This is a genomic window from Mycobacterium sp. 1165178.9, from assembly GCF_001673555.1.
Taxonomy (GTDB): Bacteria; Actinomycetota; Actinomycetes; order Mycobacteriales; family Mycobacteriaceae; genus Mycobacterium.
Window position 1 is genome coordinate 1 of the sequence record NZ_LZMB01000594.1, and the last position, 16380, is coordinate 16380.

The window sequence follows — 16380 nt, forward strand, 5'->3', positions numbered from 1 at the left end:
ACCCCCCGGCGCCCCGGGGAGCAATTGGGCCGGCGCCGATTCCCGCGCGGACTCCGCCGGTGGGCGGCGTGCCCGGCGGCCGGAGTCACCGTATGGCGGTGGCGGCACCGGGTCGACGGGCGGGCCATCCCAGGCCTCGTCGACGCCCGAATGCCGGGCACGCCGCCCACCGGCGGAGTCCGCGCGGGAATCGGCGCCGGCCCAATTGCTCCCCGGGGCGCCGGGGGGTAACCACTGGCCTTCCGCGGCGGCCGGCTGCCAACCCTGCCCCGGCCACTGCCCCTGGGGCTGTGGTTGCGGCTCCGGTGCTGGTTCCGGTTCGCGCTGCGGTTGGGACTCTGGCGGCGGGTCCGACTGGAACTGCGCTGCCGGCTCCGGTTGGAACTGCCCCGCCCGGGCGGCCTGCGGCGGTTGGGGGCCAGGCTCGAACCTAGGCTGCGTTGGTCCCGCATAGGGGGAATCCGCGGCGTAGGCGGCCTCCTGGGCGTACGCGGGATCCGGGACCGGCTCGTACTGGTTTTGTACCCGCTCCCGGCGGATCGGCGGCTGCTGCCGCGGGGGAACCAGCGGTTCCTCGGGGACGTCGATGATGGCGTCGTCGGTGCGCCCCGGGTCATCCCGCGGCACCGACGTCACGCGGTCGCTGGACACCCAATCGACCGGGGTGTCGCGGGGGTTCTCGCCGTTGCGATCCCACTCGCTGTACGCGCGCTCCGGTTGCGGCTCGGCATCCGGCATGCCGCCGAGGGCCGGGCGGTGCGCGAGGTCGGTGTCGAAGAGGATTTCCAGGCTGGTCCGCAAGGCGGAAAGCTCCGCGCGCAACTCGGCGAGATCGTCGGCGGCCTGAGCGCGCAGCTCGGAGGCCAGCTCGCGACGCAGCTGCGACTCGACGGTCAGCTCGTACTCGCGCCGGGCCGCGATCTCGCGGTCCAGCTGCAGGTCGTAAACCAGCTTGAGGTCGCGGACCCGGGACTGATCGGCGTCACTTTGGCGGCGATAGAGCACGGAAACGAAGGCGCCGGCGACTGCGGCCCACAGCGCCAGGATTACAGCGAGCTTGAGAAGTTCCACCCGATTGGTGAAAACCAACGCGGAGCTGGCCCCCATCGCGAGGACCAGCAACGCCGTCAAGAGCACCCAACCCGGCCTGCGGCCGCCGCGCCGGACCCGGGCGCCGCGGGACAGAACGGTCATGGCCTGAGACTACCTGTGCGAGGTCAATCCGCGTGTCGCGCGGCTTCGGCGATTCTCGCGCGGGTTGTCCGCAAGTCCGCGGGGAATTGACCGCCCGCCGGCCGTCGGCAATTCTGGCGCCCGGCTAGCTTTCCGCACCCTCGCCGTGCTCCGTCGGATCCGGCGGTGACTTGCAGCAATGTTGCAACCACAGCGCGGCAACCAGCAGCGCCAGCGCGCTGACGGCCGCCACCACCGTCCCCGAGGTGTCCTCGGCGGCGGCCCGCAACCAGGATTTGCGCGGCAGGAAATACACCAAGATGCCGACCCACCAGCCCAGCATCAGCGCGCCCACCCAGGCCGAGGCCTTGGCGACCATCAGGCTGCGCGCCACCGCGAGCGGGTGCAGCCAGCCCGGACCGGACCCGATTTCGCCCGCGTTGATCCTGGCCCGCACGTAGCGCGCCCACAGCGCCTCGGCGACGGCCACCGCCAGCAGCGACAGGCCGGTCCACACGGTGATCGGCGGGAACAACCGATATAAGCCCTCGACCAGGAGATAGCCCACAACGGCGGCGGCGACCACCGCGGCCGTCAAGTCGCGCTTGCGGGTGGGGCCCATCAGCTCGTCGGCCCCGGGTCGGCCGGCCGGTTCCCGTGCGGCCGAAGCCTCAGTCCGGTCGGTCGTACGCCGTCCCGGTCGACGGCTTCCAGTTGGGCGAGCAGGGCGGCGACCGGCTGCGGCCCGTCGGCCAGCGTCAGCCGAGCATCCGGGTCCACGTCCAGCCATGGGATGAGCACGAACGCCCGTAGGTGGGCGAGCGGATGCGGCAACGTCAGGTTGTTCTCCCGGGAAATCACCTCGGTTGGGCCGTAGCAGGCGATCAGGTCGACGTCGAGGGTGCGCGGGCCCCAGCGCTCGCCGCGCACCCGGCCCGCCGCGCGCTCGAACTCCTGCCCCCGGCGCAGCCAGCCCTGCCCGTCGCAGTCCGGGTCGTCCGCGATCAGCACCGCGTTGAGGAACGGCGCCTGATCCACCCGGCCCCAGGCGTCGGTCTCGTACACCGGGGACACGGCGAGCACCGCCGCGCCCAGCCCGTCGACGACCGATTGCAACCGCGCCAGCCGGTCACCCAAATTGGAACCGATCGACAGCACGACTCTGGTCATAAGCCTCGCTTCCCCCACAATTGGGTGGGGTCCCCGCGAAGCTGGGGAGTGCCCCCACCCCCGCAAGCGGGGGGTACCCCCACAACGCCGGCCGAGCCGGCGTCATCGTCGTCGGCGCGGGTCATAGCGTCTCGCCCGCCGGGATCACCGAACCGCGGGCGCCACGGCGCGACCGCCGCACCACCACCGAGACGTCGGCGAACTGTTGCGGGATCGGAGCCTGCGGCTTGTGGACCGCCACCTCGACGGCGTGCACACGTTCGTCGTCCATCACCTGGTCGGCGATATGGGCCCCGACGGTTTCGATCAGATTGCGCGCGGGCCCGGCGACCACATCGGCGGCCAATTGGGCCAGCGCGGAGTAGTCGTAGGTTTCGGCCAGTTCATCGCTGGCCGCGGCGTCGGCGAGGTCGATCCACACCGTGATGTCGATGACGAAGTCCTGACCGTTGGCGCGCTCGTGGTCGAAAACCCCGTGTTGTCCGCGAACCTTCAAGCCGCGCAACTCGATTCGATCAGCCATTGTCTCCAGCCAGTTCCGTGTGCGACCCATCGGTCCAGGCCGCTACGACCCTGAGGGCGTCGACCGTGGCCCGTACATCGTGAACACGCACCCCCCAGGCCCCGTGCAGGGCGGCCAGCGCCGAAACCACCGCGGTGGCCGTCTCACGCCCATCGGGTGGTCGTGGCGAACCGTCGGCCCCGGCTAACAACGTACCGAGGAACCGTTTGCGCGATGCACCCAGGAGCACCGGGATGCCGGTGGAGACCAATTGCGGCAGGGCATGCAGCAGCGCCCAATTGTGTTGTGCCGTCTTGGCGAATCCCAGGCCGGGATCGATCATCAGCCGGCCGGGGTCGACACCGGAAGACACCGCGGCGTCCACGCTGGCCAGTAACTCGTCGCGCACCTCGGCGACCACGTCGCGGTAGCGCGGCGCAGCGTGCGGCCGCTCGGCCGACACCGATCGCCAATGCATCAGGACCCAAGGCACTTTCGCGTCGGCCACCAGCGGCGCCATGGCGGGATCGGCGCGGCCGCCGGACACGTCGTTGACAATCCGCGCTCCGGCGCACAGCGCCGCCCGTGCGACGTCGGCGTGCATGGTGTCGATACTGACGGTGATGCCTTGTGCCGAAAGCTCTTTGACGACGGGCACGACCCGGGACGTCTCGACGTGCGGATCGATCCGCGTGGCGCCGGGCCGGGTCGACTCTCCCCCGACATCGACGATGTCGGCGCCGTCGGCGATCAGGGCCACACCCTGCGCGACGGCTTTGTCGGGCTCGAGATAGCGGCCGCCGTCGGAGAACGAATCGTCAGTGACGTTCAGAACTCCCATTACCTGCACAGGCGCCAGACTCACTTACGCAGGATCAGGTCGAGCGCTTCGGCTCGAGACGCAGCGTTTGTTTTGAACAGTCCGCGCACCGCTGAGGTGGTGGTGATCGCTCCGGGTTTGCGGACCCCGCGCATCGCCATGCACAGGTGCTCGGCCTCCACCACGACGATCACGCCGCGCGGATTGAGCTTTTTCACCAGCGCGTCGGCGATCTGACTGGTGAGCCGCTCCTGCACCTGGGGCCGCTTGGAATACAGATCGACCAGCCGGGCGATCTTCGACAGGCCGGTGACCCTGCCGTCGTTGCCCGGGATGTAGCCGACATGGGCCACCCCGTGGAACGACACCAGGTGGTGCTCACACGTTGAATACAGCGGGATTTCCTTGACCAGCACCAGTTCGTCGTGATCCTCGTCAAACATCGTGTTCAACACGCTGTCCGGGTCGGTGTAGAGCCCGGCGAACATCTCGCGGTAGGCGCGGGCGACCCGGGCCGGCGTTTCCCGCAAGCCATCCCGATCGGGGTCCTCACCTATTGCGTGCAGCAACTCGCGGACCGCGGCCTCGGCGCGCTCCTGATCGAACAGCCGCGTCGTGTGTATCGCGGTATCCGGCAGCGCCATCGAATCCTCCGTTTGCTCAGCCGTGAGCCGGCGGGTTGGACCGGCTCACGTCGTCATCCTGCCGGTCGGGCGAGCTGCCGTCCGGAGCGGGTTGGCCGGGCGGCGGATACGGCGGATACGGCGGATAGGCGGGATGGGGCTGACCCGGGTGACCGGCGCCGCCCTGCTGACCGGGATAACTTTGCTGACCGCCCTGCTGCCCGGGATAGCCCTGCGGGCCGGCGTAACCGCGTGCGGGTTGCTGCCAGTAGGGCTGCTGGCCAGGCTGCGCGGGCGGATGCCAGTAGTTCGGCTGTTGTTGCTGGGGCGGCCAGCCCGGCGCACGCCAGCCGGCCGGGGCGCCGTAGTCGGGTTGCGTGGGCCCCTGCGGCTCCCCCCGACGATTACCGCCTTGAGCGCCATGGGATCCGTTGCCGCCGTTGGCGTTCCGCTCGGCCTCCGCCCGCGCGGCCGCGGCGGCTTCGGTCGCCCGCGCGATGGCCGCCTTGAAGGCGGGCTCTTGAACCGGCGGGGGCCAGGGCTCGCCGCGCTCGATGGCCAGCTCGCCGGGCGTCTTGATCGGAGGTTTGTCCGACGGGATGCGGCCGCCGAAATCGTCGAACATGGTGAGCCGCGGGCGTTTTTCGACACCGGAGAAGATGCCCTCCAGCTCGGCGCGGTGCAGGGTTTCCTTTTCCAGCAGCTGGCCGGCCAACGTGTCGAGAATGTCCCGATATTCGGTGAGGATCTCCCACGCCTCGGTGTGGGCGGCCTCGATCAGTTTGCGGATCTCGTCGTCGATGTCGCGGGCGACCTCGTGCGAGTAGTCAGCCTGCGTCCCCATGGTGCGGCCCAGGAACGGGTCGCCGTGCTCCGAACCGTATTTGACGGCACCGAGTTTGGAGCTCATGCCGAATTCGGTGACCATCGCCCGCGCGATCTTGGTCGCCTGCTCGATGTCGGACACCGCGCCCGTCGTCGGCTCCCGGAATACCAGCTCCTCGGCCGCGCGCCCACCCATGGCGAACACCAGCTGCGCGATCATCTCCGAGCGGGTCCGCAGGCCCTTGTCTTCCTCCGGCACCGCCACCGCGTGCCCGCCGGTGCGCCCGCGGGCCAAAATTGTCACCTTGTAGATCGGCTCGATATCGGGCATCGCCCAGGCGGCCAGCGTGTGCCCGCCCTCGTGATAGGCGGTGATCTTCTTTTCCTGCTCGCTGATAATCCGGCCCTTGCGTCGCGGCCCACCGATCACCCGGTCCACCGCTTCCTCCAGGGCGGCGCTGGTGATGACGGTGCCGTTCTCGCGGGCGGTGAGCAGCGCCGCCTCGTTGATGACGTTGGCCAGGTCGGCGCCGGTCATGCCGACAGTGCGTTTGGCCAGCCCGGCGAGGTCGGCGTCCGGGCCGATCGGCTTGCCTTTGGAGTGCACTTCCAGCACCGCTTTGCGACCCGCCAGGTCCGGGTTGGATACCGGGATCTGCCGGTCGAAACGGCCGGGGCGTAGCAGCGCCGGGTCCAGGATGTCCGGTCGGTTGGTGGCCGCTATCAGGATGACCCCGGCCCGCGGGTCGAACCCGTCCATCTCGACCAGCAACTGGTTGAGCGTCTGCTCGCGCTCGTCGTGACCGCCGCCAAGGCCCGCGCCGCGCTGGCGGCCCACCGCGTCGATCTCGTCGACGAAAATAATGCACGGGTTGTTCTGCTTGGCCTGATCGAATAGGTCGCGCACCCGGGACGCACCGACGCCGACGAACATCTCGACGAAGTCAGAGCCCGAGATCGTGAAGAACGGAACCCCGGCCTCCCCGGCGACCGCACGGGCCAGCAGCGTCTTTCCGGTTCCCGGCGGCCCGTACAGCAGCACGCCTTTGGGGATCTTGGCGCCCAGCGCCTGGTATCGGCCGGGGTTCTGCAGAAAGTCCTTGATCTCGTAGAGCTCCTCGACCGCCTCGTCGACGCCGGCGACGTCGGCGAACGTGGTCTTGGGCATGTCCTTGGAGAGCTGTTTGGCGCGCGACTTGCCGAAGCCGAAGCCCATCCGGGCGCCGCCCTGCATGCGGGAGAACATGACGAACAGCCCGACCAGCAGCAGCAGCGGCAGGACGTAGACCAGCAGCTCGCCCAGGATGCTGCCCTGGTTGACGACGGTGCTGACCTTCGCGTTCTTGGCGCTCAGCGCGTTGAACAGGTCGACCGCATAGCCGCTGGGGAACTTGGTGATGACCTTGTCGGAGTTGTCGGTATCGCCGTTGCCCTTCTTCAGGGTCAAACGAAGTTGCTGTTCGCGGTCGTCGATTTGTGCACTTTTGACGTTGTCGCCATTGATCTGGGACATCGCCACCGACGTGTCGACGGGCTTATAGCCGCGGGTGTCGTCGCTGAAGTAGAAGAACGACCAACCGAGCAGCACCACGACAGCAATCGCCATGATGGTGCGAATTACGTTTTTCCGGTTCATCAATCATCGGCCTTGCCGGCCAGGTCCTTCCCCGATGTGCACGCAGCTGGAAAAGTCCAGGCTACCGCTAGTGGCGATCGCCAGCTCCGGCAGAGCCGGGGCGCAGCGGGTCGACACCATACCGCCAGTGGCGATCGCCAGCTCCGGCAGAGCCGGGGCGCAGCGGGTCGACACCATACCGCTAGTGGCGATCGCCAGCTCCGGCAGAGCCGGGGCGCAGTCCCCGCAAGCGGGGCATGGCCCAGGACGCCGTTGTTCTTTCTCAGTTAACGACGGGCAGTTCCCGACTACTCGTAATACAACTACTCGTAATACCGGGCCTCGACCACATTGCCGTCCGGATCGGGGAAGTAATAACCCTGTGGCGCCCACCCGCGCGCACCGAAGCTCCGGTTCAGCCGCGCGCCGGTGTCCACGCCTTCGGCCCGCAGCCGCCGGTCCAGCGCGTCGTATTCGGGCTTCGACAGCGCCAGGCAGACGTGATTGACCGGGTGGCCGGCGCTGCCCTCGATACGCGTCAACGTTTCGGTCGCCGAAATGCCTTCGGCGGGCATCAAGTCGATGATGGAGTCCGCACAAACCCGCACGCTGGGAAAGGGCGCATCTCCGGCTTCGAATTCGGCGAACCGGACCGGTTCCAGCCCGACGACGCGGGTGTAGAAGTCCATCGACACCCGCGGATCCTTCGTCCAAAGCACCACGTGGTCCAGTCGCATCGAATGGAGTATTCCCGCCGGCTGCCCTTTTGATCGCCAACCGAGAACCGTTCGGCGAGCCAAGACCGCTTGGGGCCTTCTCAGCCAGCAACCGTTGTGCTTTGGTGGGACGGTGCCCCCAACCGAACGGTTAGTAGATACGAATGGTGTCCGTCTGCGAGTGACCGAGGCGGGCGACCGAGGCGCACCCGTGGTGCTGCTTGCGCACGGCTTCCCCGAACTCGCCTACTCCTGGCGTCACCAAATTCCCGTCCTCGCCGAGGCGGGTTACCACGTGCTGGCGCCCGATCAGCGCGGCTACGGCGGTTCGGACCGTCCGGACGCCGTTGAGGCCTACGACATTCATCAGCTGACGGCCGACCTCGTCGGTCTGCTCGACGACGTCGGCGCGCGGCGCGCCGTCTGGGTCGGGCACGACTGGGGTGCCGCCGTGGTGTGGAACGCCCCGCTGCTGCACCCGGACCGCGTCGCCGCCGTCGCAGCGATGAGCGTGCCGGTGACGCCGCGCTCGCAAGTGGCGCCGACAACGGCGTGGCGCAAGACGTTCGGCGAGAACTTCTTTTACATCCTGTACTTCCAGGAGCCCGGCGTCGCCGACGCCGAATTGAACGCCGACCCCGCTCGAGTGATGCGCCGCATGATGGGCGGCGGCCTGCGCACATCCGATGACCAGGCCGCGGCGCTGCGGATGGTGGCCCCCGGTCCGGAAGGTTTCATCGAGCGGCTGCCGGAACCAAACGGGCTGCCGGGCTGGATAAGCCAGGACGAACTCGACCATTACATCGCCGAGTTCACCCGCACCGGTTTCACCGGCGGCCTGAACTGGTATCGCAATTTCGACCGCAACTGGGAGACCACCGCCGAACTCGACGGAGCGAAGATCTCGGTCCCGTGCATGTTCATCGGCGGGACAGCCGATCCGGTCCTGTCGTTCATAAGCACCGATCGCGCCGTGGACGCGATCTCGGGTCCGTACCAACAGGTGATGATCGACGGCGCCGGGCACTGGCTGCAGCAGGAGCGCCCCGACGAGGTGAACGCGGCCTTACTGGAATTCCTCAACGGATTGGAGCTGCAATGAGCGCGCCCCTGCGTTTCGGTGTCTTCATCACCCCGTTTCACCCCATCGGGCAATCCCCAACCGTGGCACTGGAATACGACATGGAACGGGTCGTCGCCCTGGATCGGCTGGGATTCGACGAGGCGTGGTTCGGCGAGCACCACTCCGGTGGCTACGAGCTGATCGCCTGCCCGGAGGTGTTCATCGCCGCGGCCGCCGAGCGGACCAAACACATCCGGCTGGGCACCGGTGTCGTTTCACTGCCCTACCACCATCCGCTCATGGTCGCCGACCGCTGGGTGCTGCTGGACCACCTGACCCGCGGTCGGGTGATGTTCGGCACCGGCCCAGGCGCGCTGCCCTCGGACGCCTACATGATGGGCATCGACCCGATCGAGCAACGCCGGATGATGCAGGAGTCTCTCGAGGCGATCCTGGCGCTGTTTCGCGCCGCGCCCACCGAACGCATCGACCGTCACTCCGACTGGTTCACCCTGCGAGACGCACAGTTGCACATTCGTCCCTACACCTGGCCCTACCCCGAAATATCCACGGCGGCAATGATTTCTCCGTCGGGGCCGCGACTGGCCGGTGCGCTCGGCACCTCGCTGCTGTCGTTGTCGATGTCGGTACCCGGCGGCTACGCGGCGCTGGAAACCACCTGGGACGTGGTCCGCGAACAGGCCGCGAAGGTGGGCCGGGATGAGCCGGACCGGGCCGGCTGGCGAGTCCTGAGCATCATGCACATCGCCGACAGCCGTGAGCAGGCCATCGACGACTGCACCTACGGCCTGCAGGATTTCGCGAATTACTTTGGCGCCGCTGGGTTTGTGCCGCTGGCCAACAGCGTTGAAGGCACCCAGACGCCACACGAATTCGTCGCCGACTATGCGGCCAAGGGAAACTGCTGCATTGGCACTCCCGAGGACGCCATCGCCCACATCGAGGACCTGCTCGATCGCTCCGGCGGCTTCGGCACCCTCCTGATGCTCGGCCACGACTGGGCCTCCCCGCAAGCGACGTACCACAGCTATGACCTGATGGCGCGCAAAGTGATTCCCCACTTCAAACGACAGCTCGAAGCGTCTCGCTCGTCGCACGACTGGGCGAAGGGCAAGCGCGACCAGTTGATCGGGCGGGCCGGTGAAGCGGTCGTGCAGGCCATCACCGAGCACGTCGACGAGCAGAAAGACGCGGTGCACTGATGCGCGCGGCGGTGCTACGGGACGGCCGCATGGTCTACCGGGACGACGTGCCCGATCCGATACCCGAAGCCGGCCAGGTGCTGGTGGGTGTGCGGGCGTGCGGAATCTGCGGTTCCGACTTGCATTTCGCCGCCCACGGCGCGCAGGTCCTGGAAATGAGCGACCGGGTGGCCGGCGGTTCTGGCGCCATGCACGTCGACCTGAACCACGACATCTTCATGGGTCACGAGTTCAGCGCCGAGGTCCTCGAAGCCGGGCCAGACACCGAGACCCATCCACCGGGCACCCTGGTCACGTCGTTGCCGGTGCTGTTGTCCGCCAAGGGTGTCGAGCCGATCGTCTACAGCAACAGCACCGTCGGTGGCTACGCCGAACGGATGCTGCTTTCGGCGCCGCTGCTGCTGCCCATCCCCAACGGCCTGGACTTCAAACACGCCTCCCTGACCGAGCCAATGGCGGTGGGGCTGCACGCGGTCAACAAGTCCAACATCGCCCCCGGCGAGACGGCCCTGGTGCTCGGCTGCGGCCCGATCGGAATCGCCATCATCGCGGCGCTGCGGGCAAAGGGCATCGAAACCATTGTGGCTTCCGACTTTTCGCCTAAACGCCGCGAGCTGGCCACGGCGATGGGCGCACACCAGGCGCTGGATGCGGCGCAGGGTTCGCCCTTCGACACCGTCAAGCCCGCGGTGGTGTTCGAGGCGGTCGGCGTGCCGGGCATCATCGATGACGTACTCCTTCGGGCGCGGCCCGGCACCCGCCTGGTGGTCGCCGGTGTGTGCATGCAACCCGATACGGTGCATCCGTTCTTTGCGATCGCCAAGGAAATCAACGTCCAATTCGTACTCGCCTACACGCCCGAGGAGTTCGGCGACTCGCTGCGCTCCCTGGCCGAGGGCGACATCGACGTCAGCCCGCTGATCACCGGCGAGGTCGGCCTCGACGCGGTCGGTACGGCTTTCGCCGATCTCGCCGACCCCGAGCGGCACTGCAAGATCCTCGTCACGCCCTAAAGGCTGTCGGTCGGCAGGGGATCTCAAACGCCTTTGCCGTCAACACCACCCAGGGAAAGACTTCCGTTACGGATGTTCGTCTGTGCCTGGCGACGACCACCGCAATCTGCGGTAGCTATAGATACGTCCGCAGGTAGCCCACGTAGCTGCGGCTAAATTCCTGCATCGAGGCGGCCTTCGACGCGATGAGGTCCGCGCCGTGGTACATCTTCGGGACGGTGACGAGCTCGCACGGGACACCGCAAGCTTTTAGCTGCTCGGCGTACCGAACACTCTCTTCGTGGAGAAGGTCGAGATCGCCTGCTCCGATCCACGCCGGAGGCAGGCCGGCCAGGTCCGTGCGCCGCGCTGGTGCCGCGTACTCGGGTGCATCCGACATTCGCGGCTGCCGCCCTAGATAAGCGGTCCAGGCGAACTTGCTCGCCGCCGGTGTCCACATGAACCGGCCGCGTCGGTCGTGGTCCTCACAGAGAGCCGTGCGGTCATCGAGTATCGGGTAAATCAGAACCTGAGCGCGTAGCGGGATTCGCTCATCGTGACTGCGCTGCGCGACAGCGGCGGAGAGGCCGCCACCGGCACTCCCGCCGGCCACGGCGATCCGCTGGGGGTCGATTCCAAGCTCGTCCGCGCTGGCAAGCATCCATCGCAGCACCGCCATGCAGTCATCGAGGGCAGCGGGGAACGGGTGCTCGGGCGCCAACCGGTAGTCGGGTGAGACCACGACCGCCCCGAGTTCACGCGCGAGTCGACCGCTGAACGGCGCCTCGAATTGCGGAGAGCCGAGAATCATCCCACCGCTATGGATCCAGAGCACTGCCGGTCGAGGCGCGTCATGCTCGGCAGGCGTCGTGACAAGCACGCGCACGGCGGGGTCGCCAGCGATACGGCGCTCCGTCACCGTGACGCCTTCCCCCGGCTTGAGGCTCAAGCGAAACACCTTCCGAACGAGCGGGAGCGTCCGCGCGTTCGTTGAACCGGGCAAGAGCGGCAGCAGGGGGCTGCGAAGTTCCGGATCGACGTCCGCGATGGCGTCGCGCATTGCCAGGTAGCGGCGGCCTACGAAAACCGAGGCTCCGAGTCCGGCGAGCGCAGCGACTTTCTTCATGGCTCGATGTAAGCACCAATTACGCGTACAGGGCCCTCTTCTGGCTCAAGAGTGCGCCCTCAGGCTAACGTGCAACCCCTTCAGGCCAGCCTCGGCAGGGAAAACCATCAGAGTGTTCTTTACGCAGTCGGTGCCACCACTTGCTGAAGCATTTGGCGCCGGCGGCGCTCGTCAGGCACCACAGAACCGGCTGTAGCCATATTTCTGTGAGCACCAGATGTCGCCTGCGTACCAATCGGTGAGTTCGGCGGGTTTCTGGGCTAAGTGGAGAACGGTGACACCGTCTGGGGCCACGACGAGCTCGGCCTTCCACGCGGTCTGCTCGTTGATGTTGCCGTCCAGTCCGTCGCCCCAGGCACCGATGCGCTGCTCCAACCTGATCGCGAGACCCAGGCCGTCGCCCTGCGTCCAGCGCATGGTCCACCTCTCGCCGTCGCGGGCGCTGGACCCGAGCAGGATCGTCCCGGTGCCGTCGGGCGCGATCGTCATCGTGCTTAGGTGCCTCTGCCAGTCTCCGACGTAGTCGCCAGGTGACGTCTGCGTCGGCGGGATGTCCGCCGGATCGGCGTTGGCGACCGAGGCACCCGCAATGAGGGCGCCCACTCCTGCTGTGAGCGCCACGATCGAGCGGGCAGTGATTTTCCACATGACGAATGTCCCTTCTGGGGTAGCTCCGGGGTCTGGATGTGCCGTGCCAGGCGCGGGTCGTTAGCCTTACCCGCCTGTGACGGCCATTCGTACAAAGAGTCCGGCAGCCGCCTTGCGTGATCCTTGTGCGATTCTTGCAACGGGCCCCGCCAGTACGAACGGTCGGCAATTCTCGGCTGAAGTGTTCTTAGCCAGTCGGCTACGAGGGTTACTAATGTCAGATTGATGACACGGCGAATTGTGCGGTTAGCTACGACTGCATTGGTGGTAAGCGGTCTGAGTGCGGCCGTTTTAGGGCTGGCCGCTGGTACGGCCCAAGCCGATGGCCCGCACCGCTGGTGCCCGGGGGACCCCAAGAATATGCCCTATGTGGTTAATGGCCTGTTGGATTGGGACTGGAACGTCTGCCACACCTGGTACTCCGCCAACTATGAGCAGGGCAACGTGACTATGCAAGGTCGGCCCATCGCGATTTGGGACGGAGATAATCCCCCGCCGGACGCGATCACACCTCGTGAATGCCCGCCGATAGCGTTCATGTGTCCGTAGTTTCGCTGGACCCCTTCGGCGTGAGCCGCACTTGAAGTCACCGAGTCGCGAACCGGGCTTCATAGGTCTCTCGTAGACGTACTTGGCGAATTGGAACCATCATCGGCTCAAGACTTTCGACAGCTGGCGCGACAAGCAGCTTGCGGACGGCACCGGCGTGTGGCAGGTCGTGAGCGTCCGGTCCTACAGCCCTTGCCGGACGATCCGCCCTTCTGAAATCGTCCCGATAATTGCCGGTTCGGTCTTCGGATCAGCCTCCCGCCGGGGGCTGGGCGATAACGGTGGGCTTGAAACCGTATCGAGGTGCAACAAAAGCGCCGGCGCTGCGCCCCACTCCGCCGGTGGGCGTCATCGGCACCCCACCAACGGCATTCGTGGCACGGTCAACCGCCCCCGCAGCGGTGGCGCCGTTGAGCGCCACGGCCACCGAAGGTGCCGCCGGTGCCGTGCTTGCCCAAGCCGCTGGTACCGACAATCCACCGACGGATGCCGCCTTGCCGACGGCTCCGCCAATCGCGCCGAGCGAGCCCAAGCCCGCGCCCGAAACGGCCGCGGGGACAGCCGCTTCCGCTGCCTTGGCGACGCCCTCGCCCGCAGACTTCGCGGCGGGCATGAACCCCTGCGCAAGGCTCTGGATGTCTTTGAACGAGGTGGTGAAGAGCCGCGTCGGAGAAATCAATCGGATGAAGGCGTCGAAAGGCGTGCTGGCATCCAGTGTTTGCGACCCGGTCAGCCCCTCCAACAGATCACCCAATGGGCCACCCACCACCAGGCCATCGCCTTCAGGGTTCAGGCTGATTCCTCCCAGGGAAAGCGTGGGGTTGCCGGACGACGCGGGATTGTTTGTCGACCCGGCCAGCGCGGACAGCGTCTGGGGCACCGCGTCGAGCCCCTGCGCGCTCTCGCTTCCGGTGGTGCCGGCCGCTTGGGCCACCGCGGCGGCCTGACGAGCCGCGCCGGCCGGGTTGGCAGCAGGCTCGGCCGGCTCGAATGGCGGCAACATTGACGCGGCGGCCGACCCACCGGCGTATCCGTACATCGCGCCGGCGTCCTGAGCCCACATCTCGCCGTATTGGGCCTCGGTAGCCGCAATGGCAGCGATGTTCTGGCCGAGGAAGTTCGTCGCCAGCAACTCCCCCAGCAACGCCCGGTTCGCCGCAATCACCGGCGGTGGCACCGTTTCGGCGAACGCCAGCTCATAGGCAGTCGCCGCCGCCACCGCTTGAGCGGCGACGTGTTCGGCCTTCCCGCCCGTGCCGGATAACCAAGCCACCTGCGGGATAACCGCTGTCAGCATGGCGGAGGCGGCCGGCCCCTGCCATGGTCCATCGGTAAGGCCCGAGATCACCGCCCCGTAGGCGGATGCCGCGGATCGCAACTCGGTGGCCAGGCCGTCCCAGGCCGCGGCGGCGGCTAGCAGCGGACCCGAGCCGGGCCCTGAATAGATCAGCGCGGAATTGATCTCCGGCGGCAACTGCGCGAAATCGAGCATGGTGGCCTCGCCTAACCGACCGCGGCAGAGTTGGCGATTTCCGTGACGGCGTACGAGCCGGCGCTGATGCCAAGCATTGTCGTCAACTGCTCACGGACCAGCGCAGCGTGCGCGCTGATCTCCTGGAAGAGCGCACCGTGCCGGGAAAAATGTTGCGCGGTCAATATCGACACCGCGTCGGCTGCGGCGGGGACCACGCCGGTTGTGGGGATGGCCACCGCCGAACTTCCCTCCCGCAAGGACGCATTGATCACGTGCAACTCGCGGGAAGCGATATCCAGCATTTCCGGCCGCACCATCAAGAACGACATCTCTTCTCAAAACCCTTTCAAATCAATAGCTCTCGACACCCATAGACGTGCCGAGTCGGACGCCTGGACACGTTAGGCCAGTCGTGCCCAGAGACAACAGGCCGAGAGTCGCTAATTCATTGTCGCGAGGGGAACTGTTCACTTAGCTGATCTGAAATGCTGCAACATTTGGAGCTGATATGAAAAGTGCTGAAAACAAATATGATTGGAGACATATATGAACCTATATGAAGGTACTGAGTAGGCCGCTCAGCTTTGCCGGAGGCGCGTTGGACGAGGTGTCCGGCCTCGCCGGAGGGTTCGGAGTCGAACATCCGGTGGTCAGGACGCTGCAGCTGAACCACCAGCAGATGATCTCGTCGGCGACCTTTCATGCGCTGGATGCCTACTGGCGATCCCCGGCTCTTTGCCGGCGGCCGGCGGCTCCGCTGACATGAAATCGCGCTAAAAACTGCCCAACCCAGTGCAATTGGCTACGCTGCTGGCGGGATTCACTGTCGGACCCGTCGCAACTCCGCCCCCGATACCTGGCCCTGGGCTCGGACCCGCCGCTGGTGGTGATAAGCCCCCTACTCCTTCAAATACGCAGTCGCATATCATCATTCGCGTCCGCAAACTGAGCGCCGCCGGCGGCGCGGAGCACTTTATCGACAACATGACGCCGAGTTGATCGCGAGAGGCTTTTGTCAGCCTCGATCGCGGTTGCGATGGCCCACCCCGATTCAGCTGGGGAATCGACCGAGCATGCCGGACCACTGCGCGCCGTTTTCCCTGAATTTTCTACGGTCAGCCATATCAACGGCTATCGTCCCGAATAGATACCGGCCGGCTTGAAGTAGGCAGCATGAACAACCAACAACCAACGCCCATCACACTTGCCATATACCGTGACGTGCGCGTCGGCATGGTGATCGTAACGCTGATGGTATTCGTGGCCATTGTCATCGAACAATTGTCGGCGACCTGCTGGCAATTCGCCCTCAGCGCTTACTATTACACCTCCGCGCACAGCATCCTGATCGCCGCGCTTCTGGCGCTGGGCGCGCTATTCATCATGTACAGGGGCAGCAACGACACCGAGGATGTGTTGTTGAATCTGGCTGGGGTCTCCGCGTTGATGATCGCGATGGTGCCGCAGGGTCCGCTCACGAAAAAGGAACGGTGTGGGCAATATGATCTGCCGGATGGATTCGTGCCCGCAATTCAGCCCAACGTCTGGACGGTCGTTGTCGCGCTGATTGTGGGCTGGTCGGCGATGGCCGTGCTGCACTCCCGCAACCACACTCGGCATAAGAGAAGCCCATTGGGAGCCGTCGCGCTGTTGATTTTCTGGGTGATCATGGCGCTCGGCCTCATCGCCCTTGTCTTTTTCCCGAACCGCTTCTACGCGCATATCCACGGTATCTCCGGCGTCCTGATGCTGTTGTCCTTCATCATCACCGTGTTCTGCGCCGCACTCGTCGTCAGGCAAGAGGACACCGATAAGGCACCGCACAAGGACGGGTATAAGTGGTTCTACTGGATCATCGCCG

General features: G+C 66.4%; 17 protein-coding genes. 5 read left to right on the plus strand and 12 right to left on the minus strand.

Annotated features, from left to right (window positions below):
- From A5652_RS25995 to A5652_RS26030, 8 genes are all read right to left on the minus strand, one after another.
- On the minus strand, positions 1–1194 hold a 1194-nt coding region (locus tag A5652_RS25995), incomplete at its 3' end, for a DUF6779 domain-containing protein (RefSeq protein WP_232001459.1).
- 124 nt (positions 1195–1318) lie between these two features.
- Positions 1319–1795 carry a DUF3180 domain-containing protein gene (locus A5652_RS26000; protein WP_067358804.1) on the minus strand — a complete coding sequence of 159 codons (477 nt, stop codon included), beginning with the start codon at positions 1793–1795 and terminating at the stop codon, positions 1319–1321.
- Positions 1795–2343, minus strand: a complete 549-nt coding sequence (gene folK / locus A5652_RS26005) for a 2-amino-4-hydroxy-6-hydroxymethyldihydropteridine diphosphokinase (RefSeq protein WP_067358806.1) — start codon at positions 2341–2343, stop codon at positions 1795–1797. The genes A5652_RS26000 and folK overlap by 1 nt, the downstream gene beginning before the upstream one ends.
- Positions 2344–2464: 121 nt before the next feature.
- The gene (gene folB, locus A5652_RS26010) at positions 2465–2866 is read right to left on the minus strand and encodes a dihydroneopterin aldolase (RefSeq protein ID WP_067358808.1); all 402 of its coding nucleotides are present in this window, start codon (positions 2864–2866) and stop codon (positions 2465–2467) included.
- Positions 2859–3710 carry a dihydropteroate synthase gene (folP, locus tag A5652_RS26015; RefSeq protein ID WP_156745541.1) on the minus strand — a complete coding sequence of 284 codons (852 nt, stop codon included), beginning with the start codon at positions 3708–3710 and terminating at the stop codon, positions 2859–2861. The genes folB and folP overlap by 8 nt, the downstream gene beginning before the upstream one ends.
- Positions 3707–4309 carry a GTP cyclohydrolase I FolE gene (gene folE, locus A5652_RS26020; RefSeq protein ID WP_067358812.1) on the minus strand — a complete coding sequence of 201 codons (603 nt, stop codon included), beginning with the start codon at positions 4307–4309 and terminating at the stop codon, positions 3707–3709. The genes folP and folE overlap by 4 nt, the downstream gene beginning before the upstream one ends.
- 16 nt (positions 4310–4325) lie before the next feature.
- Complete coding sequence (gene ftsH, locus A5652_RS26025) at positions 4326–6749, minus strand: ATP-dependent zinc metalloprotease FtsH (RefSeq protein ID WP_067358814.1); 2424 nt, start codon at positions 6747–6749, stop codon at positions 4326–4328.
- Between the two features lie 302 nt (positions 6750–7051).
- Complete coding sequence (locus A5652_RS26030; RefSeq protein ID WP_067358817.1) at positions 7052–7465, minus strand: VOC family protein; 414 nt, start codon at positions 7463–7465, stop codon at positions 7052–7054.
- A gap of 112 nt (positions 7466–7577) precedes the next feature.
- Between A5652_RS26030 and A5652_RS26035 the strand changes: the two genes are divergently transcribed.
- From A5652_RS26035 to A5652_RS26045, 3 genes are read left to right on the plus strand one after another with little or no spacing between them, the layout of a single operon-like run.
- Positions 7578–8546, plus strand: coding sequence for an alpha/beta fold hydrolase (locus A5652_RS26035; protein WP_156745542.1), 969 nt, complete (start codon positions 7578–7580; stop codon positions 8544–8546).
- Complete coding sequence (locus A5652_RS26040; protein ID WP_067358821.1) at positions 8543–9730, plus strand: LLM class flavin-dependent oxidoreductase; 1188 nt, start codon at positions 8543–8545, stop codon at positions 9728–9730. Before A5652_RS26035 ends, A5652_RS26040 begins: the two co-directional genes overlap by 4 nt.
- Positions 9730–10743, plus strand: coding sequence for a zinc-binding dehydrogenase (locus A5652_RS26045; RefSeq protein WP_067358823.1), 1014 nt, complete (start codon positions 9730–9732; stop codon positions 10741–10743). The genes A5652_RS26040 and A5652_RS26045 overlap by 1 nt, the downstream gene beginning before the upstream one ends.
- 115 nt (positions 10744–10858) lie before the next feature.
- On the opposite strand, the gene A5652_RS26050 is transcribed toward A5652_RS26045, so the two are convergent.
- The 4 genes from A5652_RS26050 to A5652_RS26065 all read right to left on the minus strand — a co-directional run bounded on the left by A5652_RS26050 (position 10859) and on the right by A5652_RS26065 (position 14848).
- Positions 10859–11848 (minus strand): alpha/beta hydrolase, encoded by a 990-nt coding sequence (locus A5652_RS26050; RefSeq protein ID WP_067358826.1) that lies wholly within the window; start codon positions 11846–11848, stop codon positions 10859–10861.
- A 171-nt stretch (positions 11849–12019) separates the two neighbouring features.
- A complete protein-coding gene (locus A5652_RS26055; protein ID WP_067358828.1) occupies positions 12020–12496 on the minus strand; it encodes a hypothetical protein in 477 nt (158 codons plus the stop codon).
- A gap of 799 nt (positions 12497–13295) precedes the next feature.
- Complete coding sequence (locus A5652_RS26060; RefSeq protein WP_067358831.1) at positions 13296–14537, minus strand: PPE family protein; 1242 nt, start codon at positions 14535–14537, stop codon at positions 13296–13298.
- A gap of 11 nt (positions 14538–14548) precedes the next feature.
- Complete coding sequence (locus tag A5652_RS26065) at positions 14549–14848, minus strand: PE family protein (protein WP_067358833.1); 300 nt, start codon at positions 14846–14848, stop codon at positions 14549–14551.
- Positions 14849–15075: 227 nt separating this feature from the next.
- Here A5652_RS26065 and A5652_RS27960 point away from each other — a divergent pair, with 227 nt between their 5' ends.
- Together A5652_RS27960 and A5652_RS26070 are read left to right on the plus strand one after the other, a co-directional pair.
- Positions 15076–15285: a hypothetical protein gene (locus A5652_RS27960; RefSeq protein ID WP_156745543.1), complete on the plus strand. Its 210-nt coding sequence runs from the start codon at positions 15076–15078 to the stop codon at positions 15283–15285.
- A 407-nt stretch (positions 15286–15692) separates the two neighbouring features.
- On the plus strand, positions 15693–16380 hold a 688-nt coding region (locus tag A5652_RS26070), incomplete at its 3' end, for a hypothetical protein (RefSeq protein ID WP_067358835.1).

Bases quoted from the DNA above. Each gene is read 5' to 3' on its own strand.
- A5652_RS26000 (WP_067358804.1), bottom strand. From the start codon at position 1,795: ATGGGCCCCACCCGCAAGCGCGACTTGACGGCCGCGGTGGTCGCCGCC.
- folK (WP_067358806.1), bottom strand. From the start codon at position 2,343: ATGACCAGAGTCGTGCTGTCGATCGGTTCCAATTTGGGTGACCGGCTG.
- folB (WP_067358808.1), bottom strand. From the start codon at position 2,866: ATGGCTGATCGAATCGAGTTGCGCGGCTTGAAGGTTCGCGGACAACAC.
- folE (WP_067358812.1), bottom strand. From the start codon at position 4,309: ATGGCGCTGCCGGATACCGCGATACACACGACGCGGCTGTTCGATCAG.
- ftsH (WP_067358814.1), bottom strand. From the start codon at position 6,749: ATGAACCGGAAAAACGTAATTCGCACCATCATGGCGATTGCTGTCGTG.
- A5652_RS26030 (WP_067358817.1), bottom strand. From the start codon at position 7,465: ATGCGACTGGACCACGTGGTGCTTTGGACGAAGGATCCGCGGGTGTCG.
- A5652_RS26040 (WP_067358821.1), top strand. From the start codon at position 8,543: ATGAGCGCGCCCCTGCGTTTCGGTGTCTTCATCACCCCGTTTCACCCC.
- A5652_RS26045 (WP_067358823.1), top strand. From the start codon at position 9,730: ATGCGCGCGGCGGTGCTACGGGACGGCCGCATGGTCTACCGGGACGAC.
- A5652_RS26050 (WP_067358826.1), bottom strand. From the start codon at position 11,848: ATGAAGAAAGTCGCTGCGCTCGCCGGACTCGGAGCCTCGGTTTTCGTA.
- A5652_RS26055 (WP_067358828.1), bottom strand. From the start codon at position 12,496: ATGTGGAAAATCACTGCCCGCTCGATCGTGGCGCTCACAGCAGGAGTG.
- A5652_RS26060 (WP_067358831.1), bottom strand. From the start codon at position 14,537: ATGCTCGATTTCGCGCAGTTGCCGCCGGAGATCAATTCCGCGCTGATC.
- A5652_RS26065 (WP_067358833.1), bottom strand. From the start codon at position 14,848: ATGTCGTTCTTGATGGTGCGGCCGGAAATGCTGGATATCGCTTCCCGC.
- A5652_RS27960 (WP_156745543.1), top strand. From the start codon at position 15,076: ATGAAGGTACTGAGTAGGCCGCTCAGCTTTGCCGGAGGCGCGTTGGAC.